9 protein-coding genes, 2 tRNA genes, 3 rRNA genes and 2 pseudogenes are annotated in these 19,748 nt (G+C 53.9%); 7 read left to right on the plus strand and 9 right to left on the minus strand.

Going from position 1 to position 19,748, the window contains the following annotated elements; genetic code table 11:
* Window positions 1-390: 390 nt before the first annotated feature.
* The 4 genes from trpS (at window position 391) to H7R76_RS20665 (ending at window position 6,582) form a co-directional block, all read left to right on the plus strand.
* Window positions 391-1,401: a tryptophan--tRNA ligase gene (gene trpS / locus H7R76_RS20650; RefSeq protein WP_182929547.1), complete on the plus strand. Its 1,011-nt coding sequence runs from the start codon at window positions 391-393 to the stop codon at window positions 1,399-1,401.
* Window positions 1,402-1,664: 263 nt separating this feature from the next.
* Complete coding sequence (locus tag H7R76_RS20655; protein ID WP_106930489.1) at window positions 1,665-2,732, plus strand: HlyD family secretion protein; 1,068 nt, start codon at window positions 1,665-1,667, stop codon at window positions 2,730-2,732.
* Window positions 2,729-5,458, plus strand: coding sequence for a ribosome-associated ATPase/putative transporter RbbA (gene rbbA / locus H7R76_RS20660; protein ID WP_182966339.1), 2,730 nt, complete (start codon window positions 2,729-2,731; stop codon window positions 5,456-5,458). The genes H7R76_RS20655 and rbbA overlap by 4 nt, the downstream gene beginning before the upstream one ends.
* On the plus strand, window positions 5,458-6,582 hold the full coding sequence (locus H7R76_RS20665; RefSeq protein ID WP_182966340.1) for an ABC transporter permease: 1,125 nt from the start codon (window positions 5,458-5,460) through the stop codon (window positions 6,580-6,582). Before rbbA ends, H7R76_RS20665 begins: the two co-directional genes overlap by 1 nt.
* A 125-nt stretch (window positions 6,583-6,707) precedes the next feature.
* Here H7R76_RS20665 and rrf read toward each other — a convergent pair.
* The 6 genes from rrf to H7R76_RS24960 form a co-directional block, all read right to left on the minus strand.
* Window positions 6,708-6,823, minus strand: a 5S ribosomal RNA gene (rrf, locus tag H7R76_RS20670).
* Window positions 6,824-6,920: 97 nt separating this feature from the next.
* A 23S ribosomal RNA gene (locus H7R76_RS20675) occupies window positions 6,921-9,827 on the minus strand.
* Window positions 9,828-10,033: 206 nt separating this feature from the next.
* Window positions 10,034-10,109 (minus strand) — tRNA-Ala (locus H7R76_RS20680).
* Between the two features lie 38 nt (window positions 10,110-10,147).
* A tRNA-Ile gene (locus H7R76_RS20685) sits at window positions 10,148-10,224 on the minus strand.
* A 70-nt stretch (window positions 10,225-10,294) separates the two neighbouring features.
* Window positions 10,295-11,834 (minus strand): 16S ribosomal RNA (locus tag H7R76_RS20690).
* Together the 16S, 23S and 5S rRNA genes with 2 tRNA genes alongside form the textbook arrangement of a ribosomal RNA operon.
* A 483-nt stretch (window positions 11,835-12,317) precedes the next feature.
* Window positions 12,318-12,488: a hypothetical protein gene (locus H7R76_RS24960; RefSeq protein ID WP_227673927.1), complete on the minus strand. Its 171-nt coding sequence runs from the start codon at window positions 12,486-12,488 to the stop codon at window positions 12,318-12,320.
* A gap of 196 nt (window positions 12,489-12,684) precedes the next feature.
* On the opposite strand from H7R76_RS24960, the gene H7R76_RS20700 reads away from it, so the two are divergent.
* The 3 genes and pseudogenes from H7R76_RS20700 (at window position 12,685) to H7R76_RS20710 (ending at window position 14,703) form a co-directional block, all read left to right on the plus strand.
* Window positions 12,685-13,023: a DUF7828 domain-containing protein gene (locus tag H7R76_RS20700; protein WP_182966342.1), complete on the plus strand. Its 339-nt coding sequence runs from the start codon at window positions 12,685-12,687 to the stop codon at window positions 13,021-13,023.
* On the plus strand, window positions 13,023-13,472 hold the full coding sequence (locus tag H7R76_RS25180) for a putative zinc ribbon protein (protein ID WP_227673988.1): 450 nt from the start codon (window positions 13,023-13,025) through the stop codon (window positions 13,470-13,472). Before H7R76_RS20700 ends, H7R76_RS25180 begins: the two co-directional genes overlap by 1 nt.
* A 109-nt stretch (window positions 13,473-13,581) precedes the next feature.
* Window positions 13,582-14,703: pseudogene (locus H7R76_RS20710) on the plus strand (IS3-like element ISSen4 family transposase).
* Between the two features lie 33 nt (window positions 14,704-14,736).
* On the opposite strand, the pseudogene dptF reads toward H7R76_RS20710, so the two are convergent.
* The 3 genes and pseudogenes from dptF to H7R76_RS20725 all read right to left on the minus strand — a co-directional run.
* A pseudogene (gene dptF, locus H7R76_RS20715) lies at window positions 14,737-15,177 on the minus strand (DNA phosphorothioation-dependent restriction protein DptF); the annotation flags it as partial.
* A 209-nt stretch (window positions 15,178-15,386) separates the two neighbouring features.
* On the minus strand, window positions 15,387-16,655 hold the full coding sequence (locus tag H7R76_RS20720; RefSeq protein WP_182966346.1) for a tyrosine-type recombinase/integrase: 1,269 nt from the start codon (window positions 16,653-16,655) through the stop codon (window positions 15,387-15,389).
* Window positions 16,656-17,401: 746 nt separating this feature from the next.
* Window positions 17,402-19,735, minus strand: coding sequence for a primase-helicase zinc-binding domain-containing protein (locus H7R76_RS20725; RefSeq protein WP_182966348.1), 2,334 nt, complete (start codon window positions 19,733-19,735; stop codon window positions 17,402-17,404).
* Between the last annotated feature and the right edge of the window lie 13 nt (window positions 19,736-19,748).

The raw sequence follows: 19,748 nt of genomic DNA on the forward strand, positions 1-19,748 counted from the left end.
CGGCTTCACAATTCGTATTTACGGAATGATAAATGTGAGTCTTTTTGAGTATTCGTATCATTCTTGATATTAAGTACAAATAAAAGATGACGTCCAATACGTCATCATATTTGCAGATAATAATAATCTCTTTATTTTTTGGTAATATATATTGGTTATTAATCCATTTTTAGATACCCCTTCCAGAAAATCCGCCAGGGGTAGACAGGCGGGTCAGTTTGGTGGCAGGATAAAAGGATGAACACAAATGTGACCGTTACCCGCTCAAACCGTTGGTGGCTGCCTTTCTGACAGGCGGCTCGGGTTACGTTATCTTTTCAAAGCCGCCGAAAGGCGGCTTTGTTGTTTCTCAGTGCGTCTTTCGGCTCAATGTTTTAAACGGAGCAACTGATGAACAACACCTCACATATTCTGCTTACCGGCGACCGTCCTACCGGCCAGCTGCACCTGGGGCACTATGTCGGCTCTTTACGCCAGCGTGTGCAGCTTCAGCATCAATATCAACAGTTTATTTTGATCGCAGATTTACAAGGGCTGACCGATAACGGCAGCAACCCGCAGAAAATCAGCCATCATATTCTGGAAGTTATGGCCGACTATCTGGCGGTGGGTATTGATCCCCAGCTCACCACCGTGTGCCTGCAATCGGCGCTGCCCGCGCTGGCTGAACTGACCGCGTTGTACATGAATATCGTCACCGTCGCCCGGGTAGAGCGCAACCCGACCGTGAAAAATGAAATTGCACAGAAGGGCTTTTCGCGCGCGCTGCCGGTAGGCTTTATGGCCTACCCCATCAGCCAGGCGGCCGACATCACCGCCTTCAACGCAGATCTGGTGCCGGTCGGCGACGATCAGCTGCCGATGATCGAGCAAACCAACGAAATCGTGCACAAAATGAATAGCCTGACCGCCGAACCGGTGCTGCGTCACTGTAAGGCGCTGCTCAGCGAGGTGAGCCGCCTGCCGGGTATCGACGGCGGCGCAAAAATGTCGAAATCACTCGGCAATACGCTGACGCTTTCCGCCAGCGAAGCGGAAATCCATCACGCGGTCAGCGCCATGTTTACCGATCCCAACCACCTGCGCGTTGCCGACCCGGGGCAAATTGAGGGGAACGTGGTCTTTACCTATCTTGATGCCTTCCATCCCGATAAAGCGCTGGTCGCCAGCATGAAGGCGCATTACCAGCGTGGTGGGCTGGGCGACAGGCAGTGTAAAAACGAGCTGGAAGCCTGCCTACAGACGCTACTGGCCCCGATCCGCGAACGTCGTGCGACCTTCATTCAGGATAAAGCGATGCTGCTGGAGCAGCTACGCCAGGGCAGCGAGCGGGCGCATGAAGTCACACAGCGAACGCTGCATGCGGTGAAACGCGGCCTGGGGCTGCCCATTTTGTTCTGAGCACCGTGAGGGCATCGCCTCCGCAGGTGCCCTCATCTTATTTTGATTAAACGTGTTAATCGTTTCTCAAGCCCATGTTAATAGTATGGACATACTCAATGTCGATGCTAGTATGACATTGACAGTAGCTATATATATGCGTGTTTCATTTACGGCCAGGATTGCTGATGATGACCACATGAGTAGCACACTTCACAGCCTCCTCCCTTCTCTTCACAATGAAACGCGCGCCACTCAGCAACAGGGAATAGAGCGGGTAGCGTATGGACAAATTCAAGCGGCATTGGGCCTGGTATATCATCGGTTTCGCGGTGGCAATCGCCGCCGTTTCATGGTGGATGCTGCGTCCACCGGGGCTACCGGACGGTTTCGCCAGCAGTAACGGCAGAATAGAAGCCACTGAAGTGGATATCGCCACCAAAACCGCTGGTCGCATTGAGACGATAGTGGTCAAAGAGGGACAGTTTGTCCGCCAGGGCGAGGTGCTGGCGAAGATGGACACCCGGGTTCTGAACGAACAACGGCTGGAGGCCGTAGCGCAAATCAAAGAGGCGCAAAGCGCCGTCGCTGCCGCAAAAGCCCTGCTCGACCAGCGACAAAGCGAAATGCGTGCCAGCGAAGCGGTGGTGAAACAGCGCCAGGCCGAGCTTGATTCCACGTCGAAACGCCACGCCCGCTCCAGCACGCTATCCCAACGTGGCGCGGTTTCAGCCCAGCAGTTGGATGATGACCGAGCCGCCGCCGAAAGCGGACGCGCCGCGCTCGAGTCTGCACGCGCGCAGGTTTCCGCCGCCAAAGCAGCCATTGAAGCCGCGCGAACCAGCATTATTCAGGCACAGACCCGCGTGGAAGCAGCTCAGGCCACCGAACGACGTATCATGGCCGATATTGATGACAGCACGCTGAAAGCCCCGCGCGACGGCCGCATTCAGTATCGCGTCGCCGAACCGGGCGAGGTGCTGGCCGCCGGTGGACGGGTGCTGAATATGGTCGACCTCTCCGATGTCTACATGACCTTCTTCCTGCCGACCGAGCAGGCTGGCCTGCTGGCGGTGGGCAGTGAAGTACGCCTGATCCTCGATGCCGCGCCGGATCTGGTGGTTCCCGCCAATATTAGCTTTGTCGCGAGCGTGGCCCAGTTCACGCCCAAAACCGTGGAAACCAGCGACGAACGGCTCAAACTTATGTTCCGCGTAAAAGCGCGCATTCCACCCGAGCTGCTGGCTGAACACCTGGAATACGTTAAAACCGGTCTGCCGGGCATGGCCTACGTCAGGCTGGATAACCAGCAGCCCTGGCCGGCAACGCTGATGGTGAGGCTGCCGCAATGAGACAGGACGCGCATCCCCCGGTTGCTCAATTAGAGCACGTCGGCCAGCGCTTCGGCAGCACCGTCGCGCTCAACGACATTACGCTGGCCATTCCCTCCCGCTGCATGGTGGGGCTGATCGGCCCGGACGGCGTGGGAAAATCCAGCCTGCTGTCGCTGATCGCCGGCGCGCGAGTGATTGAAGAGGGCAACGTGATGGTGCTGGGCGGCGACATGCGTGATGCCCGGCACCGCCGTGATGTCTGCCCGAAAATTGCCTGGATGCCACAGGGACTGGGCAAAAACCTTTATCACACGCTCTCGGTATACGAAAACGTCGACTTCTTCGCCCGTCTGTTCGGTCATGATAAGCGCGAGCGCGAAGCACGCATCGACGAATTGCTGCACAGCACCGGGCTGGCGCCGTTCCGCGACCGTCCGGCAGGCAAACTCTCCGGAGGGATGAAGCAAAAGCTGGGCCTGTGCTGCGCGCTAATCCACGATCCGCAGCTGTTGATCCTTGATGAGCCAACCACCGGCGTCGATCCGCTTTCACGTGCTCAGTTTTGGGAACTTATCGACAGCATTCGCGCACGCCAGCCGGAGATGAGCGTGCTGGTGGCCACCGCCTATATGGAAGAAGCCGAGCGCTTCGACTGGCTGGTGGCGATGAACGCCGGGGAGGTGCTGGCAACCGGTAGTGCGGAAGAACTGCGTACACAAACCGCTAGCCAGACGCTGGAGCAGGCCTTTATCGCCCTGCTGCCGGAGGCACAGCGTAACGCGCATCAGGAGGTCGTGATCCCACCGCGCGACGCCAGTGAAGAAGAGATCGCAATTGAAGCGCGCGGCCTGACCATGCGCTTTGGTGACTTTGTCGCGGTCGACCACGTGAACTTCCGCATTGCGCGCGGCGAAATTTTTGGCTTCCTCGGCTCGAACGGCTGCGGTAAATCCACCACCATGAAGATGCTGACCGGCCTCTTACCCGCCAGCGAAGGAGAAGCCTGGCTATTCGGCCAGCCGGTGGATCCGAAGGATATCGAAACCCGCCGCCGCGTCGGCTATATGTCGCAGGCCTTTTCGCTGTACAGCGAACTGACCGTGCGTCAGAACCTGGAGCTACACGCCCGGCTGTTCCATATCCCCGACGCGGAAATTCCCGGCCGCGTGGCCGAAATGAGCCAGCGCTTTATGCTCACCGACGTTGAAGATGCCCTGCCTGCCGCGCTGCCACTGGGTATTCGCCAGCGTCTATCGCTGGCGGTGGCGGTGATTCATCGCCCCGAGATGCTGATTCTGGATGAACCGACCTCCGGCGTCGATCCGGTGGCGCGTGACATGTTCTGGCAGCTGATGGTCGATCTTGCCAGGCAGGACAAAGTCACCATTTTTATCTCCACCCACTTTATGAACGAAGCCGAGCGCTGCGACCGCATGTCGCTGATGCATGCGGGCAAAGTGCTGGCCAGCGATACGCCGCAGGCGCTGGTCGCTAAACGCGGTGCGGCGAGCCTGGAAGAGGCGTTTATTGCCTACCTTAAGGAGGCCGCCGAACCAACGCCCGATACCGGGACAATGACGCCCCCGGCGCAAGCCGCCGCCGAACCACCGCGCCAGGCGTTTAGCTTACGCCGACTGTTCAGCTATAGCCGCCGCGAAGCGCTGGAGCTGCGCCGCGATCCGGTGCGATCGACGCTGGCCCTGCTCGGAACGGTGATCCTGATGTTTATCATGGGCTATGGGATCAGCATGGACGTTGAGGACTTACGCTTTGCGGTGCTCGACCGCGATCAAACCGTCAGCAGCCAGCGCTGGACGCAGAACATTGCCGGATCGCGCTACTTTATTGAGCAGTCGCCGCTGCACAGCTACGACGATCTCGACCGCCGGATGCGCGATGGCGAGCTGGCGGTCGCCATTGAGATCCCCCCCAACTTTGGCCGCGATATTGCGCGCGGTACACCGGTGCAAATCGGCGTATGGGTGGATGGGGCCATGCCAAACCGTGCGGAGACGGTGCGCGGATACGTGCAGGCTATGCACCTGGCATGGCTACAGGAAATGGCCGGAAGACAGCCCAGCGCCGCCAGCGATAGCGCTTTAATGTCAATAGAGACGCGCTACCGCTATAACCCGGATGTGAAGAGTCTGCCGGCGATCGTACCGGCAGTGATCCCGCTGCTGCTGATGATGATCCCGGCAATGCTCAGCGCCCTAAGCGTGGTGCGCGAAAAAGAGCTGGGTTCCATCATCAACCTTTACGTCACGCCGACGACCCGCACCGAATTCCTGCTCGGTAAGCAGATACCGTATATCGCACTGGGCATGTTCAACTTCCTGCTGCTGTGCGCGCTGTCGGTGTTTGTTTTCGGCGTGCCGCATAAGGGCAGTTTCCTGACGTTAACGCTGGCGGCGCTGCTGTATGTCACTATCGCCACCGGGCTTGGGCTGTTGATTTCCACCTTTATGAAGAGCCAGATCGCGGCGATCTTCGGTACCGCCATTATTACGCTGATCCCGGCCACGCAGTTCTCCGGGATGATCGATCCGGTCGCGTCGCTGGAAGGTCCAGGGCGCTGGATCGGCCAGATTTACCCGACCAGCCACTTTCTGACCATCGCCCGCGGCACCTTCTCGAAGGCGCTGGGGCTCAGCGATCTGTGGGCGTCGTTTATTCCGCTGCTGATTGCCGTGCCGTTGGTGTTGGGTTTGAGCGTGTGGCTGCTGAAAAAACAGGAGGGTTAATGCGCGGATTACGCAATATTTATAACCTCGGCGTGAAGGGACTGCGCAGCCTGCTGGGCGATAAAGCGATGCTGGCGCTGATCGTGTTTGCGTTTACGGTGTCGGTTTACTCGTCGGCAACGGTGATGCCTGGCTCGCTGCATCTGGCGCCGATTGCGATTGCTGATATGGACAAGTCGCAGCTTTCGTCACGGATTATTAACAGCTTCTATCGCCCGTGGTTTCTGGAGCCGGAGCTGATCACCGCCGACGAGATGGACGCGGGACTGGATGCCGGGCGCTACACCTTCGCCATCAATATTCCACCTAATTTTCAACGTGATGTGCTGGCGGGAAGGCAGCCGGAATTACAGGTTAACGTGGATGCGACGCGTATGAGTCAGGCATTTACCGGCAACAGCTATATCCAGAATATCGTGACCGGCGAGGTAAACAGCTTTGTGGCACGATATCGGGATAACAGTGCGCTGCCGGTGGAGCTGGCGGTGCGGATGCGCTTTAACCCTAATCTTGAGCAGGAGCGGTTCGGCGCAGTCATGGCCATTATCAACAACATTACGATGCTGGCGATTGTGCTCACCGGTTCGGCGTTGATCCGCGAGCGTGAGCATGGAACGGTGGAGCATCTGTTGGTGATGCCGGTGACGCCGTTTGAAATTATGCTCGCCAAGGTCTGGTCTATGGGATTGGTGGTTCTGGTCGTCTCCGGGCTGTCGCTGATACTGATGGTGCAGGGCGTGTTGCAGGTGCCGATCGAAGGCTCGATCCCGCTCTTTATGCTGGGGGTTGCGCTGAGCCTGTTTGCAACGACGTCGATCGGCATTTTTATGGGGACGATTGCCCGTTCAATGCCGCAGTTAGGGCTGCTGATGATCCTTGTACTGCTGCCGTTGCAGATGCTGTCCGGCGGTTCAACGCCGCGCGAGAGTATGCCTCAGGTGGTGCAGGATATTATGCAAACGATGCCGACAACGCACTTTGTCAGCCTGGCGCAGGCGATTCTCTATCGCGGTGCTGACTTTGCCATCGTCTGGCCGCAGTTCCTGACGCTGATAGTGATTGGCGGGGTATTTTTTACCGTTGCTCTGGTGCGTTTTCGCAAAACCATCGGCGAAATGGCATAAATATGTTCTGCCCGTAGGCCGGATAAGGCGAAGCCGCCGTCCGGCAATATCCACAATGCCGCATCCCACAAAACGCAGACGCAAAAAAGCCCATCCGTCAGGATGGGCTTCTTCACTTAATTGATGCCTGGCAGTTCCCTACTCTCGCATGGGGAGGCCCCACACTACCATCGGCGCTACGGCGTTTCACTTCTGAGTTCGGCATGGGGTCAGGTGGGACCACCGCGCTACGGCCGCCAGGCAAATTCTGTTATTAACCCGCTTTTTGCCGGTTAATGTAATCTGTAATCAAGCTGAATATGATGTCTGTCTCTTCGCCAAAACATCTTCGGCGTTGTAAGGTTAAGCCTCACGGTTCATTAGTATCGGTTAGCTCAATGTATCGCTACACTTACACACCCGACCTATCAACGTCGTCGTCTTCAACGTTCCTTCAGGACTCTCAAGGAGTCAGGGAGAACTCATCTCGGGGCAAGTTTCGTGCTTAGATGCTTTCAGCACTTATCTCTTCCGCATTTAGCTACCGGGCAATGCCATTGGCATGACAACCCGAACACCAGTGATGCGTCCACTCCGGTCCTCTCGTACTAGGAGCAGCCCCCCTCAATTCTCCAGCGCCCACGGCAGATAGGGACCGAACTGTCTCACGACGTTCTAAACCCAGCTCGCGTACCACTTTAAATGGCGAACAGCCATACCCTTGGGACCTACTTCAGCCCCAGGATGTGATGAGCCGACATCGAGGTGCCAAACACCGCCGTCGATATGAACTCTTGGGCGGTATCAGCCTGTTATCCCCGGAGTACCTTTTATCCGTTGAGCGATGGCCCTTCCATTCAGAACCACCGGATCACTAAGACCTGCTTTCGCACCTGCTCGAGCCGTCACTCTCGCAGTCAAGCTAGCTTATGCCTTTGCACTAACCTCCTGATGTCCGACCAGGATTAGCTAACCTTCGTGCTCCTCCGTTACTCTTTAGGAGGAGACCGCCCCAGTCAAACTACCCACCAGACACTGTCCGCAACCCGGATTACGGGTCTACGTTAGAACACCAGCCATTAAAGGGTGGTATTTCAAGGTTGGCTCCACACGAACTGGCGTCCGCGCTTCAAAGCCTCCCACCTATCCTACACATCAAGGACCAGTGTTCAGTGTCAAGCTATAGTAAAGGTTCACGGGGTCTTTCCGTCTTGCCGCGGGTACACTGCATCTTCACAGCGAGTTCAATTTCACTGAGTCTCGGGTGGAGACAGCCTGGCCATCATTACGCCATTCGTGCAGGTCGGAACTTACCCGACAAGGAATTTCGCTACCTTAGGACCGTTATAGTTACGGCCGCCGTTTACCGGGGCTTCGATCAAGAGCTTCGCGTTGCCGCTAACCCCATCAATTAACCTTCCGGCACCGGGCAGGCGTCACACCGTATACGTCCACTTTCGTGTTTGCACAGTGCTGTGTTTTTAATAAACAGTTGCAGCCAGCTGGTATCTTCGACTGATTTCAGCTCCATGGGTAAACCACTTCACCTACATATCAGCGTGCCTTCTCCCGAAGTTACGGCACCATTTTGCCTAGTTCCTTCACCCGAGTTCTCTCAAGCGCCTTGGTATTCTCTACCTGACCACCTGTGTCGGTTTGGGGTACGATTTGATGTTACCTGATGCTTAGAGGCTTTTCCTGGAAGCAGGGCATTTGTTACTTCAGTACCGTAGTACCTCGTCATCACACCTCAGCGTTAAAAGAAGTCCGGATTTACCTAAACTTCCCGCCTACATGCTTAAACCGGGACAACCGTCGCCCGGCTAACATAGCCTTCTCCGTCCCCCCTTCGCAGTAACACCAAGTACAGGAATATTAACCTGTTTCCCATCGACTACGCCTTTCGGCCTCGCCTTAGGGGTCGACTCACCCTGCCCCGATTAACGTTGGACAGGAACCCTTGGTCTTCCGGCGTGCGGGTTTTTCACCCGCATTATCGTTACTTATGTCAGCATTCGCACTTCTGATACCTCCAGCACCCCTCACAGGACACCTTCAACGGCTTACAGAACGCTCCCCTACCCAACAACACAGAGTGTCGCTGCCGCAGCTTCGGTGCACAGTTTAGCCCCGTTACATCTTCCGCGCAGGCCGACTCGACCAGTGAGCTATTACGCTTTCTTTAAATGATGGCTGCTTCTAAGCCAACATCCTGGCTGTCTGAGCCTTCCCACATCGTTTCCCACTTAACTGTGACTTTGGGACCTTAGCTGGCGGTCTGGGTTGTTTCCCTCTTCACGACGGACGTTAGCACCCGCCGTGTGTCTCCCGTGATAACATTCTTCGGTATTCGCAGTTTGCATCGGGTTGGTAAGTCGGGATGACCCCCTAGCCGAAACAGTGCTCTACCCCCGAAGATGAATTCACGAGGCGCTACCTAAATAGCTTTCGGGGAGAACCAGCTATCTCCCGGTTTGATTGGCCTTTCACCCCCAGCCACAAGTCATCCGCTAATTTTTCAACATTAGTCGGTTCGGTCCTCCAGTTAGTGTTACCCAACCTTCAACCTGCCCATGGCTAGATCACCGGGTTTCGGGTCTATACCCTGCAACTTAACGCCCAGTTAAGACTCGGTTTCCCTTCGGCTCCCCTATTCGGTTAACCTTGCTACAGAATATAAGTCGCTGACCCATTATACAAAAGGTACGCAGTCACCCCATAAAGAGGCTCCCACTGCTTGTACGTACACGGTTTCAGGTTCTTTTTCACTCCCCTCGCCGGGGTTCTTTTCGCCTTTCCCTCACGGTACTGGTTCACTATCGGTCAGTCAGGAGTATTTAGCCTTGGAGGATGGTCCCCCCATATTCAGACAGGATACCACGTGTCCCGCCCTACTCTTCGAGTTCACAACCTGTGCATTTTGGTGTACGGGACTATCACCCTGTACCGTCGGACTTTCCAGACCGTTCCACTAACACACAAGCTGATTCAGACTCTGGGCTGTTCCCCGTTCGCTCGCCGCTACTGGGGGAATCTCGGTTGATTTCTTTTCCTCGGGGTACTTAGATGTTTCAGTTCCCCCGGTTCGCTTCATTACGCTATGTATTCACGTAATGATAGTGTGACGAATCACACTGGGTTTCCCCATTCGGAAATCGCCGGTTATAACGGTTCATATCACCTTACCGACGCTTATCGCAGATTAGCACGTCCTTCATCGCCTCTGACTGCCAGGGCATCCACCGTGTACGCTTAGTCGCTTAACCTCACAACCCGAAGATGTTTCGTAAAACACCACCGTGTTGCGAAAATTTGAGAGACTCGAACACACCGCTTATCTGTTCTTATTACGGAGAACAGACACAGTGTGTCGTTTCAATTTTCAGCTTGATCCAGATTTTTAAAGAGCAAAACTTCGCAGTGAACCTTTTCAGGTACACTCTGAAGTTTTCTTGTATTGTTGCAGTAAAGATGGTGGAGCTATGCGGGATCGAACCGCAGACCTCCTGCGTGCAAAGCAGGCGCTCTCCCAGCTGAGCTATAGCCCCATCGTTTATGAATCTCCCTCAAATTCGCGGGACGAATTTGGTAGGCCTGAGTGGACTTGAACCACCGACCTCACCCTTATCAGGGGTGCGCTCTAACCACCTGAGCTACAAGCCTGCAGAGATTCTTTACTGCTATTTTTCATCAGACAATCTGTGTGAGCACTTCAAAGAACGTTTCTTTAAGGTAAGGAGGTGATCCAACCGCAGGTTCCCCTACGGTTACCTTGTTACGACTTCACCCCAGTCATGAATCACAAAGTGGTAAGCGCCCTCCCGAAGGTTAAGCTACCTACTTCTTTTGCAACCCACTCCCATGGTGTGACGGGCGGTGTGTACAAGGCCCGGGAACGTATTCACCGTAGCATTCTGATCTACGATTACTAGCGATTCCGACTTCATGGAGTCGAGTTGCAGACTCCAATCCGGACTACGACATACTTTATGAGGTCCGCTTGCTCTCGCGAGGTCGCTTCTCTTTGTATATGCCATTGTAGCACGTGTGTAGCCCTACTCGTAAGGGCCATGATGACTTGACGTCATCCCCACCTTCCTCCAGTTTATCACTGGCAGTCTCCTTTGAGTTCCCGGCCGAACCGCTGGCAACAAAGGATAAGGGTTGCGCTCGTTGCGGGACTTAACCCAACATTTCACAACACGAGCTGACGACAGCCATGCAGCACCTGTCTCAGAGTTCCCGAAGGCACCAAAGCATCTCTGCTAAGTTCTCTGGATGTCAAGAGTAGGTAAGGTTCTTCGCGTTGCATCGAATTAAACCACATGCTCCACCGCTTGTGCGGGCCCCCGTCAATTCATTTGAGTTTTAACCTTGCGGCCGTACTCCCCAGGCGGTCTATTTAACGCGTTAGCTCCGGAAGCCACTCCTCAAGGGAACAACCTCCAAATAGACATCGTTTACGGCGTGGACTACCAGGGTATCTAATCCTGTTTGCTCCCCACGCTTTCGCACCTGAGCGTCAGTCTTCGTCCAGGGGGCCGCCTTCGCCACCGGTATTCCTCCAGATCTCTACGCATTTCACCGCTACACCTGGAATTCTACCCCCCTCTACGAGACTCAAGCTTGCCAGTTTCAAATGCAGTTCCCAGGTTGAGCCCGGGGATTTCACATCTGACTTAACAAACCGCCTGCGTGCGCTTTACGCCCAGTAATTCCGATTAACGCTTGCACCCTCCGTATTACCGCGGCTGCTGGCACGGAGTTAGCCGGTGCTTCTTCTGCGAGTAACGTCAATCACTAAGGTTATTAACCTTAATGCCTTCCTCCTCGCTGAAAGTACTTTACAACCCGAAGGCCTTCTTCATACACGCGGCATGGCTGCATCAGGCTTGCGCCCATTGTGCAATATTCCCCACTGCTGCCTCCCGTAGGAGTCTGGACCGTGTCTCAGTTCCAGTGTGGCTGGTCATCCTCTCAGACCAGCTAGGGATCGTCGCCTAGGTGAGCCGTTACCCCACCTACTAGCTAATCCCATCTGGGCACATCCGATGGTGTGAGGCCCGAAGGTCCCCCACTTTGGTCTTGCGACGTTATGCGGTATTAGCTACCGTTTCCAGTAGTTATCCCCCTCCATCGGGCAGTTTCCCAGACATTACTCACCCGTCCGCCACTCGTCACCCAAGAGCAAGCTCTCTGTGCTACCGTTCGACTTGCATGTGTTAGGCCTGCCGCCAGCGTTCAATCTGAGCCATGATCAAACTCTTCAATTTAAGTTTGATGCTCGTGAATTAAACTTCGTAATGAATTACGTGTTCACTCAGAGACTTGGTATTCATTTTTCGTCTTGCGACGTTAAGAATCCGTATCTTCGAGTGCCCACACAGATTGTCTGATAAATTGTTAAAGAGCAGTGCAACACGGCTTTCGCTCACTGTTGCGAGGTGGCGTATATTACGCTTTCCTCTTTCAGAGTCAACCCTGATTTTCAGGATTTTTTCTCTTCAACCTAACCGGCTAGTTGCTGTGAAGTGATTCACATCCGCCGTGTCGATGGAGGCGCATTATAGGGAGTTTCCCTGAGGCCGCAACCCTTAAATTGCAGAAAAATGACTGACTGCTGCATTCCACAGCAGAACCCCGCCTTATACCCATTTACACACAGAGTTATCCACAATTTTACGTTGCAATAACGTATGAGCGGCTATTCAGGTACGGATTTTCACAGTCGTGCCTTCCATTTACTTAGTTGATTTTCACCAGACCACCTTTAATCGTGAGTACCCCACCGCATCTACCGTTTGCGTTGAGCTGGCTTTATTGGTCAGCGTGGCTCTCGCTTCATTATTAATCGTGGTTGCCTTCTGGGTTAGCCCCGCGTTGGCTTCGCTGACGATATTGGTAGCATCCAGTTTCAGGTCCCTCACCGCGCAGGCTTTAAAATCGACCCCGCTTTTCAGCGTGAGCGACTGACTGCTTTCAAGCGTTAATGTGCCGGTGACCTTTATTGTCAGGTTGCCAAATTCAGTAAACCACTACATCCCCCGCCTGATACCCAGCATGACGGTGCCCATACAGGGACGGTCTATGCCTGTGTGTCATATGGCGGAGAGGACTATTACTATGTACCCAAAATCATTTCTTGCCCTCAATAACGCTGGTCGCCTGACCGGTGCCAGAACCGCACTACGCTCTCCTGACGAACAATACACCTGCCAACACTGCGGCAGTATTCTGGTGCTGCACCTTGACGCTGAGCGCCCGTGGTTTGCGCATACCGATGCTGCACTCACTGAGCGAGGCACGCAAGGTTGCCCTTACGTTCTCCCTGCGGCTGATGAAATTCAGTTGATACGCAAGCTACGTCGTTACGTACCCAATGCGAAGCCGGTGGTCAGTCATGCAGATCAATGCACCAGTGAATATCACGCTTACGGAGATGAGGAGGTCATATGCTCCTGATGCCATGCTATTGGGCTCTGAATACCAGAGGTGAGCAAACAGGCAGCAGAAGAGCGGCCAGCCAGCCTGAAGAAAGCTGGACATGCCCGTCCTGCGGATGTCGTCTGGTACTGCATTCTGATGACCCTGGCATTCGCGCCTGGTTTGAACACGACCAACGGTCAGTGGGGAATGATGTACTGAGGCAGTGCAAGTATCGGGACGACTCTGCCACATTGCCGGGAGACTGGCACACAAGGTTTATATTCACATCCTTTCCTCTGGATGCGTCTGCCCCAGTCGGGGCCTGGTACTGCGTCTGGTGCGGGCGTCACTATGCGGGTGAGAAACACTGCGCGGCCTGCAACACAGGTATCTACAGCATTGAGGAGACCGCATGGCGGGAGAGTTATATTTGTCCTGTTGACAAGCCTGCGCAACCCTCCCCCGAAGATCAGGGAGGCAACTGACCATGACGATACGATTCAGACCAGCGGAGTATGTGATTTGACCTGCTCCCCGTTGATTAGTACACCCCGATGTTAGTAATGTCTTCATAAGCCACATGAGGACATCCCCATGAAGAAGCGTTTTTCCGACGAACAGATCATCAGTATTCTCCGCGAAGCCGAAGCTGGGGTACCCGCCCGTGAACTCTGCCGCAAGCATGCCATTTCCGATGCCACGTTTTACATCTGGCGTAAGAAGTATGGCGGTATGGAGGTGCCTGAAGTTAAGCGCCTGAAGTCGCTTGAGGAAGAGAACGCCAGACTCAAGAAGCTGCTTGCCGAAGCCATGCTGGATAAAGAGGCGCTTCAGGTGGCTCTTGGGCGAAAGTACTGACGACAGACCAGAAGCGGGAAGCCGTGATGTTGATGTGTGATGCGACCGGTCTGTCGCAACGTCGTGCCTGCAGGCTTACAGGTTTATCCCTGTCGACCTGCCGCTATGAGGCTCACCGTCCGGCTGCTGATGCGCATTTATCAGGGCGCATCACTGAGCTGGCACTGGAGCGCAGGCGTTTTGGCTACCGTCGTATTTGGCAGTTGCTGCGCCGTGAAGGGCTTCATGTTAATCATAAGCGCGTGTACCGGCTTTATCACCTCAGTGGCCTGGGCGTAAAACGCAGAAGACGTCGTAAAGGGCTGGCAACAGAACGTCTGCCGCTGCTCCGTCCGGCGGCGCCCAATCTGACCTGGTCGATGGATTTTCGTCATGGACGCACTTTCCACCGGTCGCAGGATCAAGTGTCTTACCTGCGTCGATGATTTCACAAAGGAATGCCTGACGGTCACTGTTGCCTTTGGGATTTCAGGCGTTCAGGTCACGCGTATTCTGGACAGCATTGCACTGTTTCGAGGCTATCCGGCGACGATAAGAACTGACCAGGGGCCGGAGTTCACTTGCCGTGCACTGGATCAATGGGCCTTTGAGCATGGTGTTGAGTTGCGCTTAATCCAGCCGGGCAAGCCAACGCAGAACGGATTTATTGAGAGCTTTAACGGACGATTTCGCGATGAATGTTTGAATGAGCACTGGTTCAGCGATATCGTTCATGCCAGGAAAATTATTAATGACTGGCGGCAGGATTATAACGAATGCCGCCCGCACTCCACGCTGAATTATCAGACACCGTCTGAATTTGCAGCGGGCTGGAGAAAGGGTCATTCTGAGAATGAAGATTCCGACGTTACTAACTGAGTGTTGTATCTAATCGTGGGGGCAGGTCACAGCACGGGTAGCCATATGGGACTCAGAACCTTCTCTGGCAAAATTGGCTAGCATCCCGGTGTTGATACCGATGAGGAGCGGGTATGATTGCGAATGATGATTTTCAAATAAATCATTCAGTGCATCGATAGCCGATTGTTGAGGCGCAAAGCTATGTGTCGCATCCAGATGGAAACTAAACTTCTGTTGATATTGTGGATCTGACTTACAGCGGGTTAAAATTTCGGATTTCCCGTCTCCACTACTTCCGCATAGAAAAATGATCTCACCGGGAGTAGCTGTATCCAGATAACGCTGTAACTCTTCTTCAATCTCTTGTTTAACAAAGAGTTGTTCTTTTAGCTCATCGAACACATCCTTTTGCCGATGAGTTTCTGTGGTTACGGAAAACGAAGATGACTTCGCAAGTACACCTAACGCTTTACGTAATGTGATCGCGCTCATAACTTCATGTTCTCTAAAGAAAGAATATCCTTATTCTATACAAGCTAACAATTGAGCACCATATGCCTTTTTCTCCAGGTACGTTCAATACTCTGCAGAACTACCTGAAACCAATGCGCGGACAGCTACCATCATGAAATTGTTGCAACTTTGACCAACGAGCCTACTTAACAAAGTGTGACGGTAGGCTCTATTTTTGTTACACAGCTTTAGCGCTTTAACAACGCAAAAATTTTGGCAAAATCAAACGGGCTAATCCATTTCTCGCGATTTACATCCAGAAAATCCGCCCACCATTGCAGCATCAATCTTCTCTCATCCAAATGCTCAGCCTTATGAATGTAAGCCGCTCGCACAGAGTTACGCTCCATATGGCTCATCTGGCGTTCTACCGCATCCCTGGACCACAACCCCGATTCAATCAACGAGCTACATGCCATAGTCCTGAAACCATGTCCACAAATATCGACCTTTGTGTCATAACCCATGACACGCAGCGCCTTGTTCACCGTATTTTCACTCATCGGTTTACGAGGGTTGTGATCTCCAACGAAAACAAAATCACGATTACCACTGAACTTATGGACCTGTCTAAGGATGTCCAGTGCCTGCCGAGATAAGGGCACCAAATGAGGTGTACGCATTTTGGAGCCTCGCTGTGAATGCTTCACTCCTTCAATAGCTTCTCGTTCAGCCGGTATCGTCCACATTGCCGTTTCAAAATCGATTTCAGACCAACGCGCAAAGCGTAATTCACTGGAACGAATGAAGATTAACAAAGTGAGTTCAACGGCCAGACGAGTCATAGGTCGTCCCGTGTAACTGTCAATTCGGTGGAGTAGTTCAGGTAGGCGTTTCAATTCAAGTGCAGGGCGATGGACACGATTACTTGAAGCTACTGCGCCCGCCATTTCCTGGGCTGGATTGTAATCAATCAAGCCACTTTGCACCGCATAGCGCATGATTGCTGTGGTTCGCTGCTGAAGGCGAGAAGCGACTTCAAAGCGACCAGTTGCCTCTACAACTTTAATCGGTGCAAGCAGGTCACGAGTCTTCAACTCTTCAATGCTACTCTTGCCAATAGCTAGAAACAGATTATCTTCAAGGCTCTTCAGCACCCGTCGACTGTGTTCCTCTGACCATTTCTTGTTAGTTGCGTGCCACTCTCTGGCAACTGACTCAAAGGTAATAGCCTCTTTCGCCTGCTCTTCTTTCACTGCGCGCTTGTGTTCACGGGGATCGATACCTGCAGCAACAAGCTTTCTGGCCTCTTCCCTCTTTTGACGAGCATCAGCTAATGACGTTTCAGGATAAACTCCAAACGCCATTAGGTGCTGCTTACCACCAAAACGAAAGCGGAACCGCCAGTATTTTGAACCGTTAGGATGAATAAGCAAAAACATGCCATCCCCATCGACAAGGGTGTATTCCTTTTCCTGCGGTTTTGCAGAACGCACTTTGATATCTGTCAGAACCATAAAAGTTCTCCTTCCATGTGCCGCTGTGAGTATACAACCATTATCGAACCAGCATATATACTCGGTTCTATACTCACAAGCGACTTGATGTGGGTTGACTCAGATTGACTTCTGTTGAGTGAAAAAGCGAGGTAAGCCTTGCGAATACTGGATTTCAGGCACAAAAAAAGACGTCCGTTGACGTCTATTGATGTTCCGATGGTGCCAAGGTCGGACTCAAATCACAACTTAAGCAACTGAAATACAATAACATTCACAACAACCATAAGTAATATGCCCCCTTTTGTGCCCCCAACGATTTTTTTGAACATATCAAACTTAGCTATTTGATATTGCTACCAAATTCAAGATTAACGCCCTATTCGGTTAGGATCCGAAATCCGGATCCTAACCGGGACTCAATGCCCACAAATAAAGTTTTTTTGCATTTTACTGTTCACACTGTTTACCTCAGTTATTTCTCATTTTATATCATGAAGTTAAGTGGTGATGAGTTGGTGAAGGGTGAACAGTCTACTCTTCACCTTTGTTCGTTTTGCTCGTTCTGGCTGCGCCCGGTCAGGCAATACACGGGGGGTATAAAAAGTTTTTTCCGGTTTTACTGTTCACACTGTTCACCTTTTACTTTTTATCAATAATTTCATATGGATACAGGGTGAATATACGGTGAAGGGTGAACAGTGGAGTGTTCACCCTGTGGCAATTGCCGGAAAGAAAAAGACCGGCAGTAGCCGGTCTGGAGTGGGTTATGTCGCTGCGGGTTCATCGCATTTCGGCAGCCAGTCGCCGTAGCTTTCCTCTTTCAGCGACAGGTTGGTCTGTATCCCCTGCTTTGTGTGCCGCTTTTCATAATTCAGGCCGTACTCTTTCAGCATCATGGGCAGCCCCAGCCCGAACATTTTCAGGCTGAGCACGTTCCTGTATCCGTTAGCCTCCATATAGGCCAGATACGCGTGATAGAGATATTTACGGTAATTGCGCGGGACGATGCTGGCATTGCCCATAAACATCCCGTTAGTCTGCGGCAGCATTTCCAGATAGCCACAAAAATCAAACGTCGGGTCAGCATCACGCTTGATACTGAGCGCCTCGTCGGAGTTCTGCTGCGACTGGAGCAGTGCGCGCGCGGTCATCGGGTCGCTGAATTTCTGCATAAGCTGGCGCACGATGACGGCCAGCTCTCGCGCAATTTTATCCCTGAGCTGCGGGTCGCGTTCCTCCGGGGCAATCTGCTCCGGGAAATGAATAATCACCCGGCGACGTGACACACCGCCGCTGCGGTCGGTGAAGCGCATCGGGTTATTATTCACGGCCAGAATGACCGCCGGAATATGCGTTGAATAAGGGTTCTGGTATTTCGGGTCAACCGAGACCGCATCGCCGCCGGTGATGGCCTTCAGCCCTGCGCCGTCACCACTCCATTTTTCCTGGTCAGGCAGACGTATCAGCGAGAAGCCAATCAGGGAGGCACGCTTGCGCGGGTCTTCCAGCGTGTCGATATCGGCCGACGTGGCGTTATCCTCTCCGGCAAGCAGGGTCGCAATTTCGGCCAGAATACTTTTCCCGCTCCCGCCGGGACCGGTGACTTCGAGAAAGAGCTGCCAGTCGTAGCGGTTCGCCAGCACCATAAACAGCGCGGCCAGAATCACGTTGCGTTTTTCTGGTCTGCTACCGGCAGCACGGTCGAGCCAGCGCCAGAAGTTCGGCGCGTGAGTCTCCAGCATTTCGACTTCCACCGGCGGGGTAAAATCCACGTCGCACAGCGTGCGCAGCCAGTGCGATTTGTGGTGCGGACTGAACAGGCCGCTTTGGGTATCGAGTACCCCATTGCGAAAACCAATCAGACGGCGTGCCGGTGCGGCCTGCTGAGGAATAATCAGCTTCAGCGTCTCCACCACTGAGGTGATTCTCCCTGACGAGAACGGGGCGCGCAGGCGCTGGAAAAGCCCGGCTACGTCGCGTTCGAAACTGGACGGCTGAACGACTTTCCATATACCTGCTTCATAACGGGACAGGAGCTGGCCGTTCGCATCCACCGCCAGCGCTTCGCCGTAATGCTCATGCACCCGCAGAGCCTTGTCGCTGGCGCTCATGGCGGTAAATTCCGCCTCGCTCATGGTGTCAAACGGACTTTGCGCCGGTGGCCGGATGGCGTCATAAATGGCTTTCCGCGTGGCCTCCTCGCCTTTCTGTACAAACGCATCATTCCAGTCACCGAACACCGGCGGCAGAGCAACAACGCCCTCACAGGCTCCTGCGGCCGCAGCGGCTTTGTTCTGGCCGTCACCGTTAAGGTCGCGGTCTGCAGCGAGCACAATCTGACAGGCCGGGTGTTTCTGGCGGACAAGGCTCGCCAGAGAAAGGAGGTTCACGGACGACAGCGCCACCATAACGGTTTCGCCGGTCAGGTGATGCACGGTGAGCGCGGTCGCATAGCCCTCTGCAATCCACAGGCGTTTTCCGGCCTGTTTTTTCCCTTCGATGGTATGGCTAGCTCCTTTTACTGCCCCGCCTTTCAGGGTACGTTTGAGCCCCTCAGAATTGATAAGCTGAAGGTTAACCAGCGCGCCGGTATCGTCATACAACGGGACAACCACATCACCGGCGCGGAACATCACGCCGCCGGTTTTATGTGTGGCCGTCAGCATGACACATTCATGACCGGAAAATCCCTTGCGGGTCAGATAGGCGTTGCCGCTGGCCGTGCGGGTTTTCTCCATCAGTCTGACGGCCAGCGCGGCCGCCGCTTTGCGGTCTGCTTCGGTTTCAGCCTCTGCGGCCGCAATCACTTCGGGGGCAACCGGTGGCAGGTTGCCGGTCACGGCATCCACCTTTCCGGCGGCCTCTGATGCGGTCACGCCGAACACTTTCTCGACCAGCTTAAGACCGTCACCCGCACCGCACTGGTTACAGAACCACGTCCCGCGCCCCTCTTTATCGTCAAAGCGAAAACGGTCAAAGCCGCCGCACACCGGACAGGCCTGATGCCGGTTTTTCATGATCTTCACACCCAGCGCCGGGAGAATGCGCGGCCAGTGGCCGCACGCCTGTTTTACGGTTTCCGTTACGTTCATTTTCATCGTTATTTTCTCC

The organism is Klebsiella sp. WP8-S18-ESBL-06 (genome assembly GCF_014169755.1).
Classification (GTDB): domain Bacteria; phylum Pseudomonadota; class Gammaproteobacteria; order Enterobacterales; family Enterobacteriaceae; genus Kluyvera; species Kluyvera ascorbata_B.